The 23,020-nt window shown below is 73.5% G+C and carries 21 protein-coding genes; 5 read left to right on the top strand and 16 right to left on the bottom strand.

Annotated features, from left to right (window positions below; genetic code table 11):
• Positions 1-77: 77 nt before the first annotated feature.
• Both nadD and pepN read right to left on the bottom strand, forming a co-directional pair.
• A complete protein-coding gene (nadD, locus tag FB454_RS17520) occupies positions 78-674 on the bottom strand; it encodes a nicotinate-nucleotide adenylyltransferase (RefSeq protein WP_013475510.1) in 597 nt (198 codons plus the stop codon).
• 82 nt (positions 675-756) lie between these two features.
• On the bottom strand, positions 757-3,273 hold the full coding sequence (gene pepN, locus FB454_RS17515) for an aminopeptidase N (protein ID WP_145823197.1): 2,517 nt from the start codon (positions 3,271-3,273) through the stop codon (positions 757-759).
• A gap of 66 nt (positions 3,274-3,339) precedes the next feature.
• Here pepN and FB454_RS17510 point away from each other — a divergent pair, with 66 nt between their 5' ends.
• Positions 3,340-3,558, top strand: a complete 219-nt coding sequence (locus tag FB454_RS17510) for a DUF397 domain-containing protein (RefSeq protein ID WP_013287999.1) — start codon at positions 3,340-3,342, stop codon at positions 3,556-3,558.
• 7 nt (positions 3,559-3,565) lie between these two features.
• On the opposite strand, the gene FB454_RS17505 is transcribed toward FB454_RS17510, so the two are convergent.
• The gene (locus FB454_RS17505; protein WP_145823196.1) at positions 3,566-3,952 is read right to left on the bottom strand and encodes a hypothetical protein; all 387 of its coding nucleotides are present in this window, start codon (positions 3,950-3,952) and stop codon (positions 3,566-3,568) included.
• 238 nt (positions 3,953-4,190) lie between these two features.
• Here FB454_RS17505 and FB454_RS17500 point away from each other — a divergent pair, with 238 nt between their 5' ends.
• Both FB454_RS17500 and FB454_RS17495 read left to right on the top strand, forming a co-directional pair.
• Entirely contained in the window at positions 4,191-5,468 is a 1,278-nt protein-coding gene (locus tag FB454_RS17500; protein WP_145823195.1) for a cytochrome P450, read from the top strand.
• Positions 5,469-5,597: 129 nt separating this feature from the next.
• Positions 5,598-6,683, top strand: coding sequence for a glycosyltransferase family protein (locus tag FB454_RS17495; RefSeq protein WP_145823194.1), 1,086 nt, complete (start codon positions 5,598-5,600; stop codon positions 6,681-6,683).
• Positions 6,684-6,747: 64 nt separating this feature from the next.
• On the opposite strand, the gene FB454_RS17490 is transcribed toward FB454_RS17495, so the two are convergent.
• From FB454_RS17490 to FB454_RS17480, 3 genes are read right to left on the bottom strand one after another with little or no spacing between them, the layout of a single operon-like run.
• Positions 6,748-7,386 (bottom strand): DUF3618 domain-containing protein, encoded by a 639-nt coding sequence (locus FB454_RS17490; protein ID WP_013288003.1) that lies wholly within the window; start codon positions 7,384-7,386, stop codon positions 6,748-6,750.
• Positions 7,383-7,835 (bottom strand): phage holin family protein, encoded by a 453-nt coding sequence (locus FB454_RS17485; RefSeq protein WP_013288004.1) that lies wholly within the window; start codon positions 7,833-7,835, stop codon positions 7,383-7,385. Before FB454_RS17485 ends, FB454_RS17490 begins: the two co-directional genes overlap by 4 nt.
• Before the next feature lie 31 nt (positions 7,836-7,866).
• Positions 7,867-8,652, bottom strand: a complete 786-nt coding sequence (locus FB454_RS17480; protein ID WP_013288005.1) for a hypothetical protein — start codon at positions 8,650-8,652, stop codon at positions 7,867-7,869.
• 196 nt (positions 8,653-8,848) lie between these two features.
• Between FB454_RS17480 and FB454_RS17475 the strand changes: the two genes are divergently transcribed.
• A complete protein-coding gene (locus FB454_RS17475) occupies positions 8,849-9,325 on the top strand; it encodes a DUF4383 domain-containing protein (RefSeq protein ID WP_145754908.1) in 477 nt (158 codons plus the stop codon).
• 85 nt (positions 9,326-9,410) lie between these two features.
• Entirely contained in the window at positions 9,411-10,070 is a 660-nt protein-coding gene (locus FB454_RS17470) for a DUF6766 family protein (RefSeq protein WP_145754909.1), read from the top strand.
• 3 nt (positions 10,071-10,073) lie between these two features.
• Here FB454_RS17470 and FB454_RS17465 read toward each other — a convergent pair whose 3' ends face one another.
• The 10 genes from FB454_RS17465 to FB454_RS17420 form a co-directional block, all read right to left on the bottom strand.
• Positions 10,074-10,523 carry a GNAT family N-acetyltransferase gene (locus tag FB454_RS17465; RefSeq protein ID WP_013288008.1) on the bottom strand — a complete coding sequence of 150 codons (450 nt, stop codon included), beginning with the start codon at positions 10,521-10,523 and terminating at the stop codon, positions 10,074-10,076.
• Positions 10,524-10,582: 59 nt separating this feature from the next.
• Positions 10,583-12,034 carry a GTPase ObgE gene (gene obgE / locus FB454_RS17460; RefSeq protein ID WP_013288009.1) on the bottom strand — a complete coding sequence of 484 codons (1,452 nt, stop codon included), beginning with the start codon at positions 12,032-12,034 and terminating at the stop codon, positions 10,583-10,585.
• Between the two features lie 90 nt (positions 12,035-12,124).
• Positions 12,125-12,379, bottom strand: a complete 255-nt coding sequence (rpmA, locus tag FB454_RS17455) for a 50S ribosomal protein L27 (RefSeq protein WP_013288010.1) — start codon at positions 12,377-12,379, stop codon at positions 12,125-12,127.
• An 11-nt stretch (positions 12,380-12,390) separates the two neighbouring features.
• Positions 12,391-12,705: a 50S ribosomal protein L21 gene (gene rplU, locus FB454_RS17450; RefSeq protein ID WP_013288011.1), complete on the bottom strand. Its 315-nt coding sequence runs from the start codon at positions 12,703-12,705 to the stop codon at positions 12,391-12,393.
• A 302-nt stretch (positions 12,706-13,007) separates the two neighbouring features.
• On the bottom strand, positions 13,008-16,277 hold the full coding sequence (locus FB454_RS17445) for an Rne/Rng family ribonuclease (protein ID WP_145823193.1): 3,270 nt from the start codon (positions 16,275-16,277) through the stop codon (positions 13,008-13,010).
• A gap of 130 nt (positions 16,278-16,407) precedes the next feature.
• Entirely contained in the window at positions 16,408-17,127 is a 720-nt protein-coding gene (locus tag FB454_RS17440) for a TIGR03936 family radical SAM-associated protein (RefSeq protein ID WP_145754912.1), read from the bottom strand.
• 332 nt (positions 17,128-17,459) lie between these two features.
• Entirely contained in the window at positions 17,460-18,902 is a 1,443-nt protein-coding gene (gene mycP / locus FB454_RS17435; RefSeq protein WP_145823192.1) for a type VII secretion-associated serine protease mycosin, read from the bottom strand.
• A 10-nt stretch (positions 18,903-18,912) separates the two neighbouring features.
• The gene (locus FB454_RS17430) at positions 18,913-20,388 is read right to left on the bottom strand and encodes a hypothetical protein (protein ID WP_145823191.1); all 1,476 of its coding nucleotides are present in this window, start codon (positions 20,386-20,388) and stop codon (positions 18,913-18,915) included.
• Between the two features lie 13 nt (positions 20,389-20,401).
• Entirely contained in the window at positions 20,402-20,839 is a 438-nt protein-coding gene (locus FB454_RS17425; protein ID WP_013288016.1) for a hypothetical protein, read from the bottom strand.
• A gap of 169 nt (positions 20,840-21,008) precedes the next feature.
• Positions 21,009-22,994: a TIGR03960 family B12-binding radical SAM protein gene (locus tag FB454_RS17420; protein ID WP_030275350.1), complete on the bottom strand. Its 1,986-nt coding sequence runs from the start codon at positions 22,992-22,994 to the stop codon at positions 21,009-21,011.
• Positions 22,995-23,020: the final 26 nt, after the last annotated feature.

The following is a 23,020-nucleotide window of genomic DNA, read 5'->3' as shown; positions in this document are numbered from 1 at the left end:
GCCTCTCACACCCGGCGGTGCGGCGACTCGTCAGTTCTGGTCGATTTCAGGCATGAACCGGGATGTAAGGGGGCGAATCATCGCTGGTAGAGACGCCGTTTCGCGATGTACTGCACCACACCGTCGGGCACCAGGTACCACACCGGCTCCCCCCGGGCGACCCGCGCGCGGCAGTCGGTCGAGGAGATGGCCATCGCGGGCACCTGCACCAGGCTCACCGAGTCGGCCGGGAGGTGCTTGTCGGTGAGTTCGAAGCCGGGCCGGGTCACGCCGATGAAGTGGGCCAGTTCGAGCGCCTCGTCCAGGTCCTTCCAGGAGAGGATGCGCTCCAGGGCGTCCGCGCCGGTGATGAAGAACAGCTGCGCCTTCGGGCCGTACTCGGCGTGCAGGTCGCGCAGCGTGTCGACGGTGTAGGTGGGACCGCCCCGGTCGATGTCGACCCGGCTCACCTGGAAACGCGGGTTGGAGGCGGTGGCGATCACCGTCATGAGGTAGCGGTCCTCGGCCGGGGTGACCGCTTCCTCCGCCTTCTGCCACGGTTGCCCGGTCGGCACGAAGACGACCTCGTCCAGGCCGAACCGGTCGGCCACCTCGCTCGCCGCCACCAGGTGCCCGTGGTGGATCGGGTCGAACGTGCCGCCCATGATGCCGACCCGCCGGATGTCTTCCTCCACCCAGCGATCGTAGGCCGCGCGCCGGACGGGCCCGGGCGGGGTCGGCCACGCCGGGCGGATCAGCCCGCCCGGCGTGCCCCGGTCAGGCCGACGCGGCGGCCACAGCCGTCCGGGCCACGAGCGCCCGGCGCATGTCGTCGTCCAGGTCGGTCACCCATCGCCGCAGGCCGGGCGTGAGGTCGTCGCGGGCCAGCAGCGCCGCGGCCATCTCCCGGGTGGGTTGCGACACGGCGTAGCGGGGGTACGCGGCCACCGTGACCGCGTCGGCCACCCACGCGGTACGCAGACGCGCCGCCCCCGGCATGTCGGTGAAGTAGCGCTCCACGTACCCGGCGGTCAGCTCGGCCTGCTCGGGCTGCCAGAAGCCCTCGGCGGTCGCCTCGACGAGCCGGTTGGACAGCTCGGTGCTGCGGGTGACGATCTCCCAGGCGGCACGTTTCGCGTCGGCGTCGGGCAGCGCGGCCCGGCACGCGGCGGCCTGCTCGGCGCCGGTGGCGCTGCGGTCGCCGTCCGCCTCGGCGTCGATCTCCGGCGCACCGGCGGCGCCGAGCACCACGAGCCGGCGCAGCACCGCCCAGCGCAGGTCGGCGTCGACCGCGAGCCCCGGCGGCACGTCCTTGCCGGCGAGCCAGCCGGTCAGCATGGCCGTGTCGGTGGTGGCGCCGATCAGACCCCGCACCGCCGCCAGTTGCAGGGAGCCGCCAGCGGGCGCCGAGTCGAGCAGCGCCCCGCAGGCGGTCGCCACCCGCAGCAGCGCCGCGTCCCGGGCGAGCGGGCCGAGGTAGCGGTCGATCAGCCGGCGGCTGAGCAGCAGCACGTCCTCGACGATCGTCACCTCGGTCTCGGCGGGCAGCGCCGCCGCGATCAGCCCGGCGAGCGCGCCGGCCGGCCGTTCCCCGTCGGTGACCGCGTCCAGCGTCTCGGCCCAGAGCAGCGCCCGGGCCAGCGGGTCGTCGAGCCCCGGCAGCAGCAGCGGCACCGCGTCCGCCGAGGCCGGGTCGAGGCGGATCTTGGCGAACGTCAGGTCACCGGCGTTCGGCAGCACGAGCCCGGTGGCGGGCCGCCCGACCAGCTCCGGCAGCGGCGTGCGACCGCCGTCGGCGTCGGGGTCGAGGTCGACCTCGAACCGGTACGCCGGGCCGTCGGCGGTGTGGTGGGCCACCCCGATGCGGTGCGGCCGCTGCACCGGGTGGCTCGCCGGGGCGGTCTGCACGATCGCCACCTCGGTCCACCGCCCGTCGGCGTCCACAGCGGTGTCGACCCGCAGCGTGTTCACCTGCGCGCGGCGCAGCCAGCGTTCCGCCCAGCCGTCCAGGTCACGGCCGCTCGCCGTACCCAGGGCGGCCAGCAGGTCGGCGAGCGTGGCGTTGCCGAACCGGTGCGCCGCGAAGTGGGCGTTCAGCCCGGCCAGGAACGCCTCGTCACCGAGCCAGGCGACGAGCTGGCGCAGCACGCTGGCGCCCTTGGCGTACGAGATGCCGTCGAAGTTGAGCAGCGCCTGCGCGGCGTCGGCCACCTCCTCCGGTGCCACCGGGTGGGTGGAGGGACGCTGGTCGGCGGTGTAGCCCCACGCCTTGCGGCGGCTCGCGAACGTGGTCCACGCCCGGTCGAACCGGGTCGCCTCGGCGGTGACCCGGGTGCCCAGGTATTCGGCGAAGGACTCGTTGAGCCAGAGGTCGTCCCACCAGCTCATGGTGACCAGGTCGCCGAACCACATGTGCGCCATCTCGTGGGCGATGGTGGTGGCGCGCAGCTCCCGCTGGGTGTCCGTGACGGCGGAGCGGAAGACGTAGTCGTCCCGGATCGTGACCAGGCCCGGGTTCTCCATCGCGCCGGCGTTGAACTCGGGCACGAACGCCTGGTCGTACTTGCCGAACGGGTAGCGCTCGGCGAACAGCTCGTGGAAGCGGTCGAAGCACTGCCGGGTGACGGTGAAGACCTCCTCGGCGTCGGCGTCCAGGTGGGCCGCGAGCGAACGCCGGCAGTAGAGGCCGAGCGGAATGCCGTCGTGCTCGGCGCGCAGCACGTGCCAGGGCCCGGCGATCAGCGAGACGAAGTAGGTGGCCAGCGGCTCGGTGGTGGCGAACTCCCAGCGCCCGGGCGCGGGGCGGTCGGCGAGCGGCCCGTTGGCGGCGACAGTCCACTCCGGCGGCGCGGTGACCGTCAGCGTCACCGGCGCCTTCAGGTCGGGCTGGTCGAACGCGGCGAAGATGCGCGGCCCGTCGTCCAGGAAGGACATCGCGTAGAGGTAGGTCTCGCCGTCGGCCGGGTCGACGAAACGGTGCAGCCCTTCGCCCGTGTTGGAGTAGGCCATCTCGGCCTCGACTGTGAGCGTGTTCGTCGCGGCCAGGCCGGTCAGCGGCAGCCGGTCGCCGGCCAGCAGGGCCGGGTCGAGGGCGCGGCCGTTGAGGCGGGCGGCGAGGAGTCGGCGCGGCTTGACGTCGACGAAGGTCTCGGCTCCGGGGGTGGCCCGGAACCGGATGGTGACGGCGGAGCGGAACCGCTCGGCGTCGCCGGTCAGATCGAGGTCCACATCGTAGGACTCGACGGTGATCGACGCGCGGCGCGCGGTCGCCTCTGCACGGGTGAGGCTCGGCATCCGCTTATCCTGCCCGATGAGGTCCGCTCGGGCCGTCTCGTTACGCATGGCGATGGAGGAACAGCGATGGGTCAGCACCCCAAGGGCGATTTCGACCTCTCCCGGGCGGTTTGGCAGCGGGCTGAGGGCGACACCTCCGAGGGAGCGGTCGAAGTGGCATTCGTCGACGACCTGATCGGTATGCGCAACTCCGCCGAGCCGGACGGGCCGGTGCTGGTCTTCACGCAGGCCGAGTGGGACGCGTTCGTCGCGGGCGCCCAGGACGGCGAGTTCGACCTGGACTGAGCGCACCTCAGTCACCGTCGCCCCAGCCGAGCCCGCCCGGGCCGGGCGCGTGGTGGAAGCCGGGGTGACCGGCCACGTCGGCGCAGCGCTCGCCGTCGGGCCCGGCGGCGTCGCAGAACAGCCGCTCGGCGCGGTGCCAGGCGTCCGCCGGGGACAGCGCCGCCGCGCCGAGCGCCAGCTCCGGGCGGAGCAGGCCGAGTGCTTCGGCGTACGCCACGGCGTGCTCCCGCGCGACGGCGGGATCGGTGGCGGCGAAGCCCAGGTGCACGGTGAAGTAACGCGGCGGGCGGCCGGCGGCGCGCCGGGGCGTGCCGATCAGCGGCCCGTCGCGGCCGTCGCCGCGCAGCCGGGCCGGTGCCGCGCGGTGCCGTCGTGCCGCCCTGTCGTCACGCATCGGTGCCCTCCCCCGTGGTCGGTGACGCCCGCCGGACGTCGCGGCGGCGGGCGGCGGGCCGGTCGCCGCCGGTCCGCGAACCCGAGCCAACCAGCTTTTCCGTGCCCGGGGAGGGGCCAGCACCGGCTCGCGTGGCCGGCCCCTCCCCCACGGGGCCGGAGCTGCTGGAATGGAGGATTCGGCCGCGCCGACCCGGGTAGGTAGGCAGCGCCGCCGAACCGCGTCAGGAGCAGCCGAGATGAGCACCATGCCGAGCGACCGGAGCCCGGACAGCACGCTGGCGTTCCTCCGGGAGGGCTACCGCTTCGTCGGCGACCGCTGCGACCGCCTCGGCACCGACGTCTTCCAGACCCGGCTGCTGCTGGAGCCGACGATCTGCCTGCGCGGCCGGGAGGCCGCCGAGCTGTTCTACGACGAGGAGCGGTTCGTCCGGCGCGGCGCCATGCCGATGCGCGGGCAGCGCACGCTCACCGGCGTCGGCGGCGTGCAGGGCCTCGACGGGCAGGCCCACCTGGTCCGCAAGGCGATGTTCATGTCGATCATGACGCCGGCCGCGATCCGCCGCCTCGGGGAGATCTTCGACGAGCAGTGGCGGGCCCGGATCCCGGTCTGGGCCGAAGGCGGCCCGGTGGTGCTCTACGACGAGGTGGGAAAGATCCTGACCCGTACGGTCTGGGCCTGGGCCGGGGTGCCGCTGGCCGAGGCCGACGTGCCGCGCCGCACCGCCGAGATGCACGCGATGATCGAGGCGCCGGCCGCGCTGGGCCCCCGGCACTGGCGCGGACGGCTCGGCCGCCGGCACGCGCAACGCTGGGCCGGCGAGCTGATCGAGCGGGTACGCGCGGGCGCGGTGCCCGCACCGGAGGGCAGCGCGCTGGCGGTCGTGGCCGGGCACCGGGACGAACGTGGCCTGCCGCTGCCCCGCCGGATCGCCGCCGTGGAGCTGCTGAACGTGCTGCGCCCCACCGTCGCGGTCGACCGGTACGTGGTCTTCGCCGCGCTGGCGCTGCACGACCACCCGCACTGGCGGGACCGGCTACCCGGCGACGACGCCGCGACCGAGCAGTTCGTGCAGGAGGTACGCCGCTACTACCCGTTCTTCCCGGTCGCCGCGGCCCGGGTCCGCCGCTCGTTCCAGTGGCGGGGGTACGCGTTCCCGCAGGGCCGGCGGGTGCTGCTCGACCTGTACGGCACCAACCACCACCCCGGCGTGTGGCCCGAGCCGGAACGGTTCCGCCCGGAGCGTTTCGCCGGCTGGCGCGACGACCCGTTCGGCCTGGTCCCGCAGGGCGGCGGCGACCACTACACCGGCCACCGCTGCGCCGGTGAGTGGATCACGATCGAGCTGATGAAGCGGGCGGTGACGAACCTGACCGGCGCGATGAGCTACCGCGTACCGCCGCAGGACCTGGCGCTCGACCTCGGCTCCATGCCGGCGTTGCCGCCCGCCGGGCTGGTGCTCGACGGGGTACGCCCCGGCGCACGCCCGGCCGGTGGGGTACGCCCGCCGCGCTGAACCGGGCCGAGCCGGGGTCGATCTCGCCGGCCGCGATATCCGGCTGCGCGACCCGACACAGCCCGCCCGAAACGGTTTCAGCAGCCGCATTCCGGGCAAGTCGCGTCACCCGGCACGAGGGGAGACGACATGACCCGACCGACCGCCGCGCCGCCACGCGACGAGGGCGCCGCGTCCGCGCCGGTCCGGCTGCCGATGGCGTACGTCCTACCGCTGCGCGCCCACGACGACGGCGGCCTGGACGAGCTGACCGGGTACCTGCGCGAGCTGAGCCGGTGGGTCGACGTGGTGGTGGTCGACGGATCGGCGCCGGAGCTGTTCGCCCGGCACGCCGAAGCCTGGCGCGGGCTGGTCCGGCACGTGCCGCCGGACCCGGCGCTGCGCGGGCGCAACGGCAAGGTGCTCGGCGTGCTCACCGGCGTCGCGCTGGCCCGGCACGAGCACGTGGTGATCGCCGACGACGACGTCCGGTACGACCGGGCGGCCCTGTGCGCGGTGCACCAGCTGCTGGACGGGGTGGACCTGGTCCGGCCGCAGAACCACTTCGACCCGCTGCCCTGGCACGCCTGGTGGGACACCGGCCGGACGCTGCTGGCCCGCGTGTTCGGCGGGGACTGGCCGGGCACGCTCGGGGTGCGGCGGAGCACGTTCCTGGCGATGGGCGGCTACGACCCCGACGTGCTCTTCGAGAACCTGGAGCTGGTCCGCACCGTGCGCGCGTACGGCGGCAGCACCGCCACCCCGGCGTGGCTGTACGTGCGGCGGCTACCGCCCGCCGCCGCGCACTTCCTCGGGCAGCGCGTCCGCCAGGCGTACGACGAGACGGCCCGGCCGGTGTGGCTGCTCGCCGCGCTGGCGGTGCTGCCGGCGACGGCTGTCGCGCTCGCCACCCGCCGGCCCGGGCTGCTGCTGCGCGCCGGGCTGGCGACCGTCGCCGTGGCGGAGCTGGGCCGGCGACGGGCCGGCGGCGCCCGGGTCTTCCCGGCGCACACCAGCCTGGCGGCTCCCGCCTGGGTGCTGGAACGCGGCCTGTGCGCGTGGCTGGCGGTGGGCCGGCGGCTGCGCGGCGGCGTGCCCTACGCGGGCGCCCGGATGCGGACGGCGGCCCACCCCACAGGTGTCCTGCGCCGGCGGATGACGCGGCGCCGCCCCGACGATCTGGTGCTCTGGGTGGAGACCGGGGCGCTGCCCCCACCGTTGCGCGCCGAGGTGTAAGGAAGGGCCCCTTCTTATCGCCTGGCGATAAGAAGGGGCCCTTCCCAACCGAGAGCGCGGACCTTCAGGACCGCACCTGCTCGGCGCTGTGCCGGACGTCGTGGGCGGCGGCGCGGCCGTCGTCCTTGACGGTGTGCGCGGCGTCCTGCGCGGTGGCCTTCACCGACTCGGCGGCGTGCTGCGCCGGCTCGCGCAGCTCCTCCTTCAGCTCACCGGCGACCTCGCCCAGCTTCTCCTTCACCACCCCGCCGTGCTCGGCGGCCTTCTCCTTGACCTGCGCGGCGACCTGCTGCTCACGGCGGGTGGCCGGGATCAGCGAGGAGACCAGCATGCCGACGCCGAAGGCGATCACGCCGGCGGCGATCGGGTTGCCCTCGGACTTGCGCCGCACCACCTGCGGCGCCCGGTGGGCGGCGTCGCTCACCGTGGCGGCGGCGGACTGCGCCTTGTCGCCCACGGAGGAGGCCATCGAGGAGGCGTGGTCGCCCACCGAGTGGGCGGCGTGGCCGGTGCTGTGGCCGAGGTCCGAAGCGGTTCCCATCACCTTGTCCTTCACGTTTGTCAGCGCGCTGCGCACACGCTGCTTGCGGTCGTCGACGATGCGGCTCGGGCTGACCTTGTACGCCAGGGCGTCCACGTCCGAGCTGAGGTTGTTGCGGGTGGCTTCGATCTCGCGGCGGATCTGCTCGGGATCGGTGCTCATCGGATGACTCCCTCCGGGTGCGGCTTGAGCGCGTCGGGGATGCGCTGCACGCTGTCGTTGGTCTGCTTCAGGCCGCGGATCCGCTCGGCGTTCTTCTTGCCCATCGAGTACAGGACCGCCGCGACAGCGGCCCAGATGACGGCCACGATCAGCGCGGCCAGCCCGGAGTCCATGACGTTGTCGAGGAACTGCCAGATCGCGATCGAGACGAAGAGCGCCACCATGTAGCCGCCGAAGCCGGCGCCGCCGAACAGTCCGGCGGCCTTGCCCGCCTTCTTGCCCTCCTGGCGGATCTCCGCCTTGGCCAGCTCGACCTCCTGGCGCATCAGCGTGGACAGGTCGGTGGTGACCTGGCGCATCAGGTCGCCGAGCGAGCTGCCGCGCACCTCGTCGGCGTGGGGCGGGGCACCAGCCGCCTGATAGCCGGGGTCCTGCGTGGGTACGGTCATGCCGTCGCCTCCCTTCTGCCGGTGCGGCCGGTCACGGGCGGGGAGCGCCGGTCGACGGGACACCCGGCAGCGGGTCGGTGCGCTCCGGCGGCGGCAGCGGCTGACCGGTGCCACCCGCCGGGTCGGCCCAGGTGTTCGGGGCGCCGCCGGCCGGGTAGGTCGCGCCCGGCGCGGAGTAGCCCGGGTCCGGCTCGGCGTAGCTGCCCGGCGTCGGGTCGAGGTAGCCGCCCGGCGGGACCTGGTCCGGCACCTCACGGGCGGTCGGGATGACGGCGGTGCGGTCCGGGTCGTACGCCGGCCGCGCCGTGCTGTCGTCGCCGATCGCGGCGATGTTGCGGGTGAGCCGCCCGGCGACCACGCCGAGCAGCGCCGCCCCGACGAGGAACGTGCCGGGGTTGCGGCGGGCGTAGGTCTTCACCTCGTTGAGCAGGTCGCCCGGCTCGCGCTGCTCCAGCCAGCCGGCCACGCCGTGCACGCGCTCGGCCGCCTGGTGGGCCAGCTCGGTGACCGGTCCGGAGCCGCCACCCTGCTGCGCCATGGTGCGCATCTCGTCGGCGAGCGACCGCAGTCCGCTGGCGGCGCGCTGCTGCTGCTGACCGGCCTGCGCGGTGACCTGGCTGCGGGTCTCGCCGTAGAGGTCGCGGGCCTGCCGCTTGGCCTCGCCCACCACCTCCCGGCCCTGCTCCTTGGCGGTCTGTGCGACGGCGCCGCCCGCGTTCGCGGCGTCGGAGCCGACCTGGCGGGCCTGGTCACGCACACCGCCACCACCGTTCGTCGACTGGTACGTGGCCGAACTGGGGGAAAGATCCTGAGTCATGGTGTCCCTTCCGCTCGTACTTCCCAGCGGGTGTCTTCGGGGGGTACGCGGATTTGTTTCCGCGTGACAAGTGCCCTACCCCAGGTCGGCGGCTCCATGCCTGATTCGTGAATTCTCTGCGGGAGCGCCCCACCCCGGTCAGACAATGGGGTGCCCGCCCGCCCGGGCGGCGGCGAGTTCCACGGGGGTGACAGGGATGGCACGTGACCTGCACGAACACGCGTCCGCCCGGCCTGCGGTGCAGAAGGTCGCCCTCGCGGCGGCGGCTCTCTTCGCGCTGATCGGCGTGCTCGGCTTCGTGCCCGGCATCACCACGCACTACGGCGAGATGACGTTCGCCGGGCACCACTCCGAGGCGAAGCTGCTCGGGGTGTTCCAGGTCTCGGTGCTGCACAACCTGGTGCACCTGCTGTTCGGCCTGGTCGGTCTGGTGATGGCCCGGCGGCTGGCCGGGGCACGGGTGTTCCTGGCCGGTGGCGGCGCGCTCTACCTGGTGCTGTGGCTGTACGGCTTCGCCATCGACCGGGACACGTCGGTCAACTTCGTACCGGTGAACGATGCCGACAACTGGCTGCACCTGGTCCTCGGTTTCGGCATGCTCGCCGCCGGCCTGCTGCTGAACAACAACCTCGGCACCGGCACCCGGGTGGAGGCCCCCTTCGACCGCCCCTGACCAGGCGCGACACGCCGGTGCGGCGTTTGCCCCGGCCCGACGCCGGGCAGGAGGGCAACCGCGAGCGGGTCGAGGAGGTCCGGCGATGCCACGGTGGTTGCGCGACAACATGCTCTCGGTCGCCATGCTCGGCGCGTTCCTGGTCTTCCTGCTGCTCCAGAGCGTGTTCGGCTGGCAGGTGCACAACGAGGAGCTGAGCCGGTACGGCGCCGAGCCGCTGAGCTGGTGGGCCTATCTCGGCACCGGGCACTTCGCCGAGGCGGTGTTCGAGAACTGGGAGTCGGAGTTCCTCCAGATGGGCGGCTACGTGCTGCTCACCGCGTACCTGGTGCAGAAGGGCTCGGCCGAGTCGAAGCCGGAGGACCAGACGGACCGCCCGGAGGACGACCGCGACCACGCCCGCCCCGATTCACCGTGGCCGGTACGTGTCGGCGGGCTGCCGCTCGTAGTCTACCGGAACAGCCTCGCCATCGCACTGCTGATGATCTTCGGGGGCGCGTTCCTGGGGCACCTGTTCGGCGGCGTGGCCGCCTACAACCATGAGCAGGCGCTGGAGAGCGGCGCCGCCCCGATCAGCGCGTGGCAGTTCCTCGGCACCAGCGACTTCTGGTTCCAGTCGATGCAGAACTGGCAGAGCGAGTTCCTCGCCGTGGGCGTGCTGATCCTGCTCAGCATCGTGCTGCGCCAGCACGCCAGCCCCGAGTCGAAGCCGGTCACCGCGCCGCACGCGCAGACGAGCGCCTGAGCGTCAGGCCGCCACCGGCAGCCGCTTCGCGAAGCAGACGCTGTACGGGTTGTCCACGTACTCGCCGTAGACCGGGATCGGCTCGTAACCGCTGGACCGGTAGAGCCCGATCGCGGCCGGCAGGTAGGTGCCCGTCTCCAGGCACACAGTGCGGTGCCCCTGCTGGAACGCCAGCTCCTCCAGCGCCACGAGCAACTGCCGGGCGATGCCCCGCCCCCGGTACGCCGGCCGTACGTACATCCGCTTCAGCTCGCCGGTGTCGGCGTCGAGCGCCTGGAGGCCGCCGCAGCCGACCGCCCGGCCGCCCACCACGGCGGCCAGGTAGTGGATGTCGGTGTGCACGACTGTGACCTGCCCGTCCAGCCCGCCGTCCGCGTCGCGCAGCTCACGCTGCTGGGCGACGACGAGCGCGGCGATCTCCGGATCGGTGGAGGGACGGGACTCGATCAACATGCCCGTACGCTAGATCGGCCGGATTTCGCGCAGGTTTCCCGCCACCGACCCGCAAACGGCTACTCGGCGTCCGCTTCCGCCGCGGGCGCGGCCTCGACCTCGTCCTCCGGCCGGACCCGGCGGGCCTTGCGGGCCGCCAGCCGGTCGGACGCCGACGGACGGTTCGACTTCTCCTCCAGCCGTACGTCGGTGCCCCGGTTACCGGGCACGAAGTCGACACCGGCGTAGAGCGTCGGCTGCCAGTCGAACTCCCGGTCGCCGATGCGCACCAGGTCACCGGCCTGCGCGCCGGCCTTCGCGAGCTTCTCCTCGACGCCGAGGCGGGCCAGCCGGTCGGCCAGGTAACCCACTGCCTCGTCGTTGTCGAAGTTGGTCTGCTTCACCCAGCGCTCCGGCCGGCTGCCGCGCACCGTGTACGAGCCGTCCGGCTCGGCCTCGATGGTGAAGCCGGCGTCGTCGACCGCCTTCGGGCGGATCACGATCCGGGTCGGCTCGGCCGGTGGGGCGGCCCGGCGGCCCTGGTCGACCAGCTCCGCCATCGCGTACGTCAGCTCCCGCAGGCCCTCCCGGGTGGCGGCCGAGACGTCGAACACGCGCAGGCCGCGCGCCTCCAGGTCGGGGCGGACGATGTCGGCGAGGTCCTTGCCGTCCGGCACGTCGACCTTGTTGAGCGCGACCAGCCGGGGCCGGTCGGCCAGGCCGCCGTACTGGGACAGCTCCGACTCGATGGCGTCGATGTCGGCGAGCGGGTCGCGGCCGGGCTCCAGCGTCGCGGTGTCGATCACGTGCACCAGCACGGCGCAGCGCTCGACGTGGCGGAGGAACTCCAGGCCCAGGCCCTTGCCGCTGGCCGCGCCCGGGATCAGGCCCGGCACGTCGGCGACGGTGAAGGTGTGGTTGTCCACCCGCACCACGCCCAGGTTGGGCACCAGCGTGGTGAAGGGGTAGTCGGCGATCTTCGGCTTGGCCGCGGAGATCACCGAGATCAGCGACGACTTGCCCGCCGACGGGAAGCCGACCAGGCCCACGTCGGCGACGCTCTTGAGCTCCAGCACGACGTCCAGCCGGTCGCCGGGCTCACCCAGCTCGGCGAAGCCCGGCGCCTTGCGGCGGGCGTTCGCCAGCGAGGCGTTGCCGCGCCCGCCCCGGCCGCCCCGGGCCGCCTCGAACGTGGTGCCGACGCCGACCAGGTCGGCCAGCACCTCGCCGTCGAGGCTCTGCACGACGGTGCCGTTCGGCACCTTGATGACCAGGTCACGGCCGTTGGCGCCGTCCCGGTTCGAGCCGGCGCCGCCCTTGCCGTTCTCGGCCTTCAGGTGCGGCCGGAAGTGGAAGTCGAGCAGCGTGGTGACCTGCGGGTCGACCACCAGCGACACGCTGCCGCCGTGGCCGCCGTTGCCGCCGTCCGGCCCGCCGAACGGCTTGAACTTCTCCCGGTGGATCGAGACACAGCCGTGCCCGCCGTCGCCGGCCTGCATGTGCAGGACGACCCGGTCAACGAACGTCGTCACGACGCCAATCCTTCCAGCGGGGTCCGCCCCGCACGGGGAAAAGCGAAGCGGGCCGGGACTCGAGGTCCGCGGCCCGCAACGCTTACAGAACTACTGCTGAGGCACGATGCTGACGGTCTTGCGACCGCGCTTGGTGCCGAACTGCACCGAGCCGGCGGCCAGCGCGAACAGCGTGTCGTCGCCGCCACGGCCGACCAGGTCACCGGGGTGGAACTTGGTGCCACGCTGACGGATGAGGATCTCACCCGCGCTGACGACCTGACCACCGAAGCGCTTCACGCCGAGCCGCTGGGCCGCGGAGTCACGGCCGTTACGCGAGCTGGACGCACCCTTTTTGTGAGCCATTGGAGGACGACCTACTTCCCGCTGGAGATGCCGGTCACCTTGACCTGGGTCAGCGGCTGGCGGTGACCCTGGCGCTTGTGGTAGCCGGTCTTGTTCTTGAACTTGTGGATCCGGATCTTCGGGCCCTTGGTGTGCGCGGCGATCTCGCCGGACACCGCGACCTTGGCGAGCTTCGCCGCTTCGGTCACCAGGTCGTCACCGTCGACGAGGAGCACCGCGGTGAGCTTCACCGCGTCGCCGGGGGCACCGGCGAGCTTCTCGACCTCGATCACGTCGCCCTCGGCGACCTTGTACTGCTTGCCGCCGGTCTTGACGATCGCGTACATCGGAGGCGGACTCCCTGTCGTTGAGGCTGCTGGCGTCTATTGCACCGTTGCCGGCTGTCACACCGTCGACGGTCGTTCCCACGGCGTCTCGCCGGGAGCCGTGACACCGGCGGCGCGGGCACGCGGGAACTCGGCACACCAAAGTGCGCCGCAGGCAAGCGTACGCCATACCCGGCCCGCCCCCCAAACCGGGCTGCCGGTCGGTGCCTCTCCGCCCTGCTCGACGGACACGACAGGGCCCCCGCCCCGCCTCTTCCCGGCGGATCGGGGGCCCTGTTCGCGCAGGTCAGCGCGCTAAAGCCTCACGGCCGCGTACGCCGCCGGGCACCACCACGGCGCGCCCGCCGGCGCGGGGCGCCGCTGTCGTCGTCGTTGTCTCCGTCACCGATCGCGTCCGGGTCGTCGGCGGCGGCCAGCCGGGCCGAGTCGCCCTCCTGGCTGTCCGCGATCGCCGGGGCGGCGGGCGTGTCCGTCTCGAACCGGGACAGGTCGTAGCCCTGGGTGTCGTAGTAGTCGTCGTCGGTCTCGACCACCTCGGCGACGGTCCGCTCCGGGGCGGCCGGCGCCTCGGTGACTGCCTGCGGCTGCGCGGAGGGCTGCTCCGGCGCGGCCTCCACCGCGGGCTTCTCCGCGGCGGCCTTGCGGCCCCGGCGGCGGCCCTTCTCCTCGGCCGGCGCGGCGACCGCCGAGGCGACCGCCTTGACCTTCTCCCCCGCCCCGCCGCGCGGCTTCTCCGGCACCGGCTCGGTGTGGATGATCACGCCCCGGCCCTTGCAGCACTCGCAGGTCTCGCTGAACGCCTCCAGCAGGCCCGCGCCGATGCGCTTACGGGTCATCTGCACCAGGCCGAGCGAGGTGATCTCGGTGACCTGGTGCTTCGTACGGTCCCGGCCGAGGCACTCGGTGAGCCGGCGCAGCACCAGCTCCCGGTTCGACTCCAGCACCATGTCGATGAAGTCGATCACCACGATGCCGCCGAGGTCGCGCAGCCGCAGCTGGCGCACGATCTCCTCGGCCGCCTCCAGGTTGTTGCGGGTGACCGTCTCCTCCAGGTTGCCACCGGAGCCGGTGTACTTGCCGGTGTTGACGTCGACGACAGTCATCGCCTCGGTGCGGTCGATCACCAGCGAGCCGCCCGAGGGGAGGAAGACCTTCCGGTCCAGCCCCTTGAGGATCTGCTCGTCGATCCGGTACTCGGCGAACACGTCCGCCACCCCGGCATGCCGGCGCAGCCGCGCCACCAGGTCCGGCGACACGTGCGACAGGTACGACTCGACCAGGTCGTACGCGGGCTCGCCCTCGATGACCAGCTCGCGGAAGTCCTCGTTGAAGAGGTCCCGGACCACGCGGATGACCAGGTCCGGCTCCTCGTAGAGCAGCACCGGAGCGCCGCCCTCGGTCGCCTTGGCCTGGATGTCCTCCCACTGCGCCTGGAGCCGCTTGACGTCGCGCGCCAGCTCGTCCTCGCTGGCACCCTCGGCCGCGGTCCGGACGATCACCCCGGCGCCGTCCGGCACCAGCTTCTTCAGCACGTCCCGCAGCCGCTTGCGCTCGGTGTCGGGCAGCTTGCGGCTGATCCCGGAGGCGTTGCCGTTGGGCACGTAGACCAGGTGCCGGCCGGAGAGCGCGATGTGGCTGGTCAGCCGCGCGCCCTTGTGCCCGATCGGGTCCTTGGTCACCTGCACCAGGACCGAGTCGCCGGAGCGCAGCGCCTGCTCGATCGAGCGGGCCCGGCCCTCCAGGCCGGTGGCGTCCCAGTTGACCTCACCGGCGTACAGGACCGCGTTGCGCCCGCGCCCGATGTCGACGAAGGCCGCCTCCATGCTCGGCAGAACGTTCTGGACCTTGCCCAGGTAGACGTTTCCGGCCATCGTGCCGGACGAGTTCCGCGTGACGTAGTGCTCCACGAGCACGCCGTCCTCGAGCACCGCGATCTGGGTGCGGTCGCCGCGCTGGCGGACCACCATCACCCGGTCCACCGCCTCGCGGCGGGCCAGGAACTCCGACTCGCTCAGGATCGGCGGCCGCGTACGCCGCTGCTCGCGGCCGTCCCGCCGGCGTTGCCGCTTGGCCTCCAGCCGGGTCGAGCCGGAGACACCCTGCACCTCGTCGACCGGCTTGCGCGGCTCACGGATCTTGACGACGGTCGGCACGCCGTCCTCGGCGGCGGTGTCCGCCTCGCCGGCGCCCCGGCGGCGACGACGGCGACGGCGACGGGTCATCCCCTCGCCCTCGGCCTCCTCGTCCTCCGCCGGCTCCTCGGCCTCACCCTCGGCCTCGGCCGCGGCGGGCTCCTCGACGTCCTCGTCGTCGGCCTCGTCCGCGCCGCCCTTGCCCCGGCCACGACCCCGGCGGCCCCGGCGGCGGCGACGCCGGCCCGCGGCCGTCTCGTCGTCCTCGTCCCCCTCGGCGGTCTCCTCGGCCTCGGCGGCGAGCTCCTCCTCGGCGACCTCCGGCTCGACCTCGGCCTCGACCGGCTCGACCTCACGGCGGCCGCGACGGCGGCGCCGGCCGGTCTCGACCGCTTCCTCGATCGGCTCCTCGGCGGCCGGGTACGTCACCTGGACGGCCGGCGCCTCGTCGGGCTGCGGCGCCATGAACAGGACGGTCGGCGCGGAGAGCGCGGCACGACGCCGGCGGCTGGTGGCCGGCGGCGTCTCGGCCGGCTCCTCGGCCGCGCGCGGCACGGCGGCACCCGTCGACACGACGCCCGTCGCGTCGGCCGGGCCGCCGCTGCGGGCCAGGTTCACCTCTTCGGTACGCGCAGCCGCGGCGCTCGCGTCTGCCACGGCCTCGGCCTCGGCGTCCTCGACGTCCTCGCCGGTGGTCTCACCGATGCCGCCGGTGCTCGCCTTGCCGGCGCCGGCGGCCTTGGTCCTGCTGGTGGTGGCCCTGCGCCGGCCGGTGGGGGCCTGCGGTGCAGTCTCGGCGGCGGTACCCGCGGTGACGGCCTCGCCCGGTGCGGCGGTCTCGCCGCCGTCGATGTCGGCGCGTCCCTCGGCGATCAGGTCGCCACCGGGCGCGGAGACCGGTCCGTCGATCACGCCGTCCGCGGGCGCCTGCCCCGCGGCGGTGGTCTCGTCCGGCGCGACGGTCTCGGCAGCCGGCGTGGCCTTGCGACGGCGGGTCCGGGTCACCTTGACCGGCGGCACGACCTCCTCCGAGGCGGCCTCCACACCGGCCGCGGCCACCGGCTCCTCGACCGCCTTCGCCGGCGTCGCCTTACGACGCCGCCGGGTGGTCTTCGGCGCGGTGTCCAACTCACCGGCCACCGGCGCGAGCACCTCGGCCTGCGGCGACTCGCCGCTGCCGGTCACCGTTGTGGACGCCTCGACCGGCGCGTCGGTCTGCTCCGGCTGGTTCAGCGGAGCGGCCTTGCGGCGGCTGGCCCGCTTACGGGCGGGCGGCTTGGTCTCCGCGACGCCCTCCACGGTGCCTTCCGTGGTGGCTCCCCCGGCGCCGGCAGAGGTCGCGCTCGCGGCGCTGCCGGAGGCGGTGGTGGCGCTGTCGGCGGTCGTCCCGGCCGGCTCTGCGCCGGTCCGTTCGCCGCCCTCGGGCTCGTTCTCGAGCATGGACGTTCTCCAGTTCTGGCCGCCCCGGGCGCGGGTGAGCGCTGCCACGCAGGGTTGCCGCAAAGGTGTTTCCGCCGGGCGCGCAAACGCGCGACCGCCGAAGTCTGCCTGCCAGAGCGTTGACCGACGGTCAGCGCTCTCCGATGGTTGCCCCGTCGCGATCCGCTTCCAACGGATCGACGATCTCGCCCTGCGCGGTCAGCGTGCCCTGCGCCAGCCGGATCACCTTCGGGGTGACCGGCGGCTCCAGGGCGGCCACCGCACGGAGGCCGGACAGGACGTCATCGGGCCGAACGGACGGGGTGACCTGCCGCACGACCAGTTCGAGTATCGCACACGGTACGGCCGCCGCCCCGGAAGGCGTCTCAGCCGGAGCCATGGCATCGATCGACACCACTGCCGCACGGGCGTCGAAGGTACGCCGCCCCTGCTTGGTCATCCGCTCGACCTGGATCTCCTCGGCGGCCGTGAAGGCCGCCACGGCCTCCGCGAGCACCTTCGGGTCGACCTCGGGCAGTTCGATCCGCCAGTACGACGCCTCGATCCGGTCCGCCAGGCTGCCGCCGGCGGCCTCCACCGCGTCGAGCACGTCGAGCCCGGGCGAGAGAGCGGCGTCGAGCGCCTCACGGAGCCGTGCCGGGTCGACCGGCTCACGGAGCCCGATCTCCAGGTACTCGGCCTCGCTCGCCACTCCCGTCGGGGCGGCCGAGGCGTACGAGATCTTCGGGTGCGGGGTGAACCCCTGAGAGAAGGCGATCGGCACGCCGGCCCGGCGCAGCGCGCGCTCGAAGGCCCGGGCGAAGTCCCGGTGCGAGGTGAACCGCAGCGGCCCACGCTTGGCGTACCGGATACGGACCCGCTGGACGACGGGGGCCTGGCCGCCCTCGGGTTGAGGCTTTCTGGCGATCGTGAGCTCCTCGGCTGTGCCTGCGTATCGGTCTCATCCTGACGCAGCGCCCACCGCGCCCCACACCCGGGGCCACCCCACCCACCCCAAACCCCCACAAACCCCGACCCCCGCCCCCACCCCACCCCATCTCCGCCCGGTCGATCATGAGGTTAACGGCGAAATCAGAGATCAACTTCGGCGTCAACTTCATGATCGTCGGGTTGGGCGGTGCGGGGGTGGGGGTGGGGGTGGGCCGGGGGGGGGCTTGTGGGGCGGGTCGGGTGCGGGGTCGGTCAGGGGCGGGGGTCGCCGGGTGGGGCGTACGGGCTCTGGCCGGGTGAGGTGTGGGCCTGGCCCTGGGGCGGGTAGGCGCCCGCGCCGGGCTGGGGGTACCCACCCGGCTGCGGGTATCCGCCCTGCTGGGGGTATCCGCTCGGCTGGGAGTGCGCGCCGGGTGGCGGGTAGCCGCCGGGTGGGCCGTAGCCGGGCGGCGGGGCGGCGTGACCGGCGGGCACCGGCGGGCCCTGCCCACCGGCGTCCATCCGGTCCAGCGCCTCGTCCGGGATCGAGCCGACCTTCGCCAGCTCACGCCGGTGACGGCGGCGGTTCCAGATCAGGAACACCACGAGCGCCAGCAGCACCACGAGCGCCACGGCGATGCCGATGCCGATCACCATCACCTGCTGGTCGGTGGGGCCGCCCCGGTCGCCGTACTTCGTCACGTCGAAGTTGTCGTCCTCGGCGGCGGCCGGTGGCGCGGACGCGCTCGGCGCGGCGGCCCCGAGCAGCGGGTTCGCCGACACCGACGGCACGTCTGCGGTGAGCGCCGCCACCGGGTCGATCCGGCCGAAGCCGAACCGCGGGTCGCGGCCGGGCGGCCCGGCGTCCCGGGCGGTACGGATCATCCGGTTGATCACGTCGGGCGCGGAGAGCTTCGGGTGCTTCGACCGGATCAGCGCCGCGACACCGGAGACGACGGCGGCGGCGTCGGATGTGCCGTCCCCCCAGCCGTAGCCCCGGTCCGGGCCGATGTTGTAGACCTCGTCGCCGGGCGCGGCGATCACCGCTTCCGGGCCCTGGGCCGATCCGGACCAGAAACCCCCGCCCCGGACCGTGCCGGTCACCGCGATCACGCCGGGGATCTTGGCGGGTGAGACGACGTCCGGGCCGGCCTGCCGGACGTTGCCGGCGGCGGCCACCACGACCACGTCGCGCTCCAGCGCGTACCGGATCGCGGCCTCCTCGACCTCCTCCACGGGCCCGGCGCCGCCGTACGACAGGTTGAGCACCTTCGCACCGCCGTCGACGGCCATCCGGATGCCGGTCGCGGAGTCGTCCTTGGTGGCCGCCGCGCCGACGGGCTTCCGGATGGGCAGGATCCGGGCGTCGGGCGCGATGCCGACCACCCCGGTCCCGTTGGCCGCGATGATCCCGGCCATGTGGGTGCCGTGGCCGTCCGGGTCGCGCCGGCCGTCGCCGGAGTCACGGGTGCTGCCCCCGGCCAGGACCCGGCCCCGCATGTCGGGGTGCCCGGCGTCCACACCGGTGTCCAGCACGCCGACGACGACGCCCCGCCCGGTGGAGATCTGATGCGCCCGGTCGATCCGCAGCTCGTCCAGATACCACTGCTCGGCGCGGCGCGGCGCGGCGACCGCCGGCTGGGCGGCACCCAGCAGCATCAGTCCGGCAAGCAGACCGGCCGTCACCGGCCGGAGCGCGCCGACGTGCACCTTCATCCGTCCGTCCTCATCGCAGGATGCCCGGGGACGCACCGTCACCGGCACCCCACGGATCGTCGTCCTCAGTCAACCATGACGAGTGCCCCGCCGCGTCGCCGCCGTGACCGGCGCCGCCGTGACCGCCCATCATTCCGCCGCCCATCATCCCGGCGCCGGCCATCCCGCCACGCGCGCCGCCCGCGCCGCCCGGTCCCACCGCGGCCGCGGCCTTCAACGCGCTGGCCGCGCTGGTCAGTGGCGGAACCTTGCCGTTGCCACCGCCGACCATGCCGGGCAGGCCGCCCATGGCCATGCCGCCGGCCGCGCCGATCCCACCGCCGCCGATCCCGCCGGCCGAGCCCAGGCCGGCGCCACCACCGCCGAGGCCGCCGCCGCCGGCGCTCAGTCCACCCGCGCCACCGCCGCCCAGACCGAGCGTGCCCGGCCCGCCTGCGGTGATCGTGCCGGGCCCGCCCGCGCCGGCCAGACCACTGCCGTACTCCGGGGTGCCCGAGCCGGGCGCGCCACCGAGCTCGGGGATCCCCCCGGCGGTCGGCGGGGTGTAGGTGCCGCCGCCGGGGATGCCGCTGCCGGGCCCACCGGGGGGCGGCGTGAACGAACCGCCGCCGGGCGCGCCACCACCGATGCCGGTGCTGCCGATGGACGGCATGGGGCCGCCACCGCCGGGCATGCCGCCGCCGGGCGCGCCGCCACCCGGCAGGCCGCCGCCGGGCACACCCGTCGGGGGAACCCGCGGGTCGCCGCGGTAGCCGTCGCCCAGTTCGCTGTCCGTGGGGCGGGGTACGGCCAGCTTGGGGCGCTCGGCCTCGACCGCTGCCGGCAGCGGCGACATCGCCTTGTTGGCCGCCTGCTGGTTGTCGCGGTACCAGTTGTCGAGGTGCGACTTGGTGTCCCACCAGCCGCCCCGCTTCTGGTCGCTGGCGTTGCCGTCGATCTTCATGGTGGCTTCGAGGTCGTCGGCCTTGTCGCGGAACGCGCCGTCGGCGTACAACGCCTGGTTGCCCTGGTAGTCGCTGCGCAGCGCAGCCAGGAAGCCGGACTGGCTCTCACCGTCGCGCGCGTCGTCCAGCTCGGTGCCGCCGGGCAGGCTCCACTCGTTCCAGCCGAAGTTGTCCATCAGCGGGATCGGGATGCTCGCCACCGCCGTACGGATGTCGCCCTCGATCCGCGACAGCGCGCCGCTGACGTTGCTGGCGTGCGTGATGAGTTCCTCGATGTCCTTGCCGATCTCGGACAGGTGCTCGCGGTACGCGTCGCCGCCGCTGCCCTTCCAGCCGGCGAGCATCCCGGGCAGGCCGCCGGTGTGCGGGCGCTCCTGGCCGGCCGCGATCGGGCCGACGAACGAACGGCCCACCAGCGAGTCGCGTAGGTGGCCGAGCGCCGTGGAGAGGTTCTTCCAGCCCGCGCCGACCGATCCGACGGTTTCCGGGTCCGCCGAGAGCGTCACCTCACGGACGCAACGCTCCCAGGTGCCTCCTGCCATGACCGTCTCCCCCTCAGGCCGTGTACGGGTAGGTGGGCTGCTGACCGGCGTCCGGCGGCGGGGCCGCGGACTCCAGCAGACGCTCGATGTCCTTGCCGTTGGCCGCGTTGCGGGCCTCGGCGTCGCGGAACGCCTTGGCGATGTCCTGTGTGCCCTGCTTCAGGCCGGCCAGCTTCATGGAGATGGCCTTGAGGTGGGCCTCCATGCTGGCGGTGGACGTGGTCAGCGCCTGCCACTGCATCCGGGCGTCCTCGTACGCGCCGAACGGGGTGCCGTTGGGCACCGTCTGCGCGTTGCCGCTGTCGCCCTTCATCCGCTCCTTGATGCGCTCCATCTCCCAGGAGATGGTGTCCTCGACGTACTGCTTGAGGCGCTCGATGTACTCGGCCGCCGCATCCAGGTCCTCGACGCTGACGTGCAGATCGCCGGTGTCCGGCGGATTGATGCCCATGCTGCCTGTCCTCCCCGCTGCCGGCCCCGGCCGGTCCATTACGGACGCAGCGTATCGAGGAAGGACCAGTCGGGGCACCCCCACCCCGCGTACCGCGACGGTCACCGGGAAGGACGACGGAGCGCGGGAACCCGGTCGGGTTCCCGCGCTCCGGTGAGTGCGGGCGGCGTCAGCCCTGGGCGGCTGCAGGCAGCTTCAGCCCGTTGACCGGGGTGAGCGGCAGCAGCTTGCGGCCGGTCGGGCCGATCTGGATCTCGGTGTCCATGGACGGGCAGACGCCGCAGTCGAAGCAGGGCGTCCAGCGGCAGTCGTCCTGCTCGTACTCCGACAGCGAGTCCTGCCAGTCCTGCCAGAGCCAGTCCTTGTCCAGGCCGGAGTCGAGGTGGTCCCAGGGCAGGACCTCCAGCTCCTCGCGCTGCCGGGTGGTGTACCAGTCGAGGTCCACGCCGTACGCCGGCAGCACCTCGGTGGCGGCGTCCACCCACCGCTGGTAGGAGAAGTGCTCGCTCCAGCCGTCGAACCGGCCGCCGTTCTCCCAGACCTTGCGGATCACCGTGCCGACCCGGCGGTCGCCCCGGGAGAGCAGGCCCTCGATCAGCGACGGCTCGCCGTCGTGGTAGCGGAAGCCGATCGCCCGGCCCAGCGACCGGTCGCTGTTGATCGCCTGCTTGAGCAGCTTGAGCCGGCCGTCGATGACCTCCGGCCGCTCCATCGAGGCCCACTGGAACGGGGTGTGCGGCTTCGGCACGAACCCGCCGATGGAGACCGTGCAGCGGATGTCCTTCGACCCGGTGGCCGCGCGGCCGGCCCGGATCACCTCGTGCGCCATGTCGGCGATCTCAAGGACGTCCTCGTCGGTCTCGGTGGGCAGGCCGCACATGAAGTAGAGCTTCACCTGCCGCCAGCCGTTGGAGTACGCGGTGACCACCGTACGGATGAGGTCTTCCTTCGACACCATCTTGTTGATCACCTTGCGGATCCGCTCCGACCCGCCCTCGGGCGCGAAGGTCAGACCGGTCCGCCGCCCGTTGCGGGACAGCTCCTGGGCCAGGTCGATGTTGAACGCGTCCACCCGGGTCGACGGCAGCGACAGCGAGACGTTCGTGCCCGCGTACTGCTCGGCCAGGCCGGAGCACATGTCGCCGATCTCGGAGTGGTCGGCCGACGACAGCGACAGCAGGCCCACCTCGTGGAAGCCGGAGAACTCCAGCCCTTCCTTGACCATCTGGCCGACGGTGGTGATCGACCGCTCCCGCACCGGGCGGGTGATCATGCCGGCCTGGCAGAAGCGGCAGCCGCGGGTGCAGCCCCGGAAGATCTCCACCGCGTACCGCTCGTGGACCGTCTCGGCGAGCGGCACCAGGGGCTTCTTCGGGTACGGCCAGGCGTCCAGGTCCATAGTGGTGCGCTTGTGCACCCGGAACGGCACGTCCGGCCGGTTCGGCACGACCCGCTGGATCCGGCCGTCGGGCAGGTAGTCGACGTCGTAGAAGCGCGGCACGTACACGCTCTCGGTCCGGGCCAGCCGCAGCAGCAGCTCGTCGCGGCCGCCCGGGGAGCCCTCCGTCTTCCACTCCCGGACGATGGCGGTGATCTCCAGCACCGCCTCCTCGCCGTCGCCGAGCACCGCGGCGTCGACGAAGTCGGCGATCGGCTCCGGGTTGAACGCGGCGTGCCCGCCGGCCACGATCACCGGGTCGGCGTCGGTGCGGTCGGCGGCGAGCAGCGGGATGCCGGCCAGGTCGATCGCGGTGAGCAGGTTGGTGTAGCCCAGCTCGGTGGAGAACGAGACGCCGAACACGTCGAAGTCACGCACCGGGCGGTGGGCGTCGACGGTGAACTGCGGCACGCCGTGGGCGCGCATCAGCTTCTCCAGGTCGGGCCAGACCGCGTACGTCCGCTCGGCCAGCACGTCGGGCAGCTCGTTGAGCACCTCGTACAGGATCTGCACGCCCTGGTTGGGCAGGCCCACCTCGTACGCGTCCGGGTACATCAGCGCCCACCGGACGGTCGCGGCGTCCCAGTCCTTGACCACCGCTCCCAGCTCTCCACCCACGTACTGGATGGGCTTGGTCACCTGCGGCAGCAACGGCTCCAGCCGGGGCCAGACCGAGTTGGCGGCGGCGGGACGCGGGGTCGTGGACGGGGCACTCATGATGCCCAAGCGTACGCGGTGCCCCC

This window comes from Micromonospora sp. CNZ297 (assembly GCF_007827625.1).
This window is presented reverse-complemented; position numbering and strand designations above follow the sequence as displayed.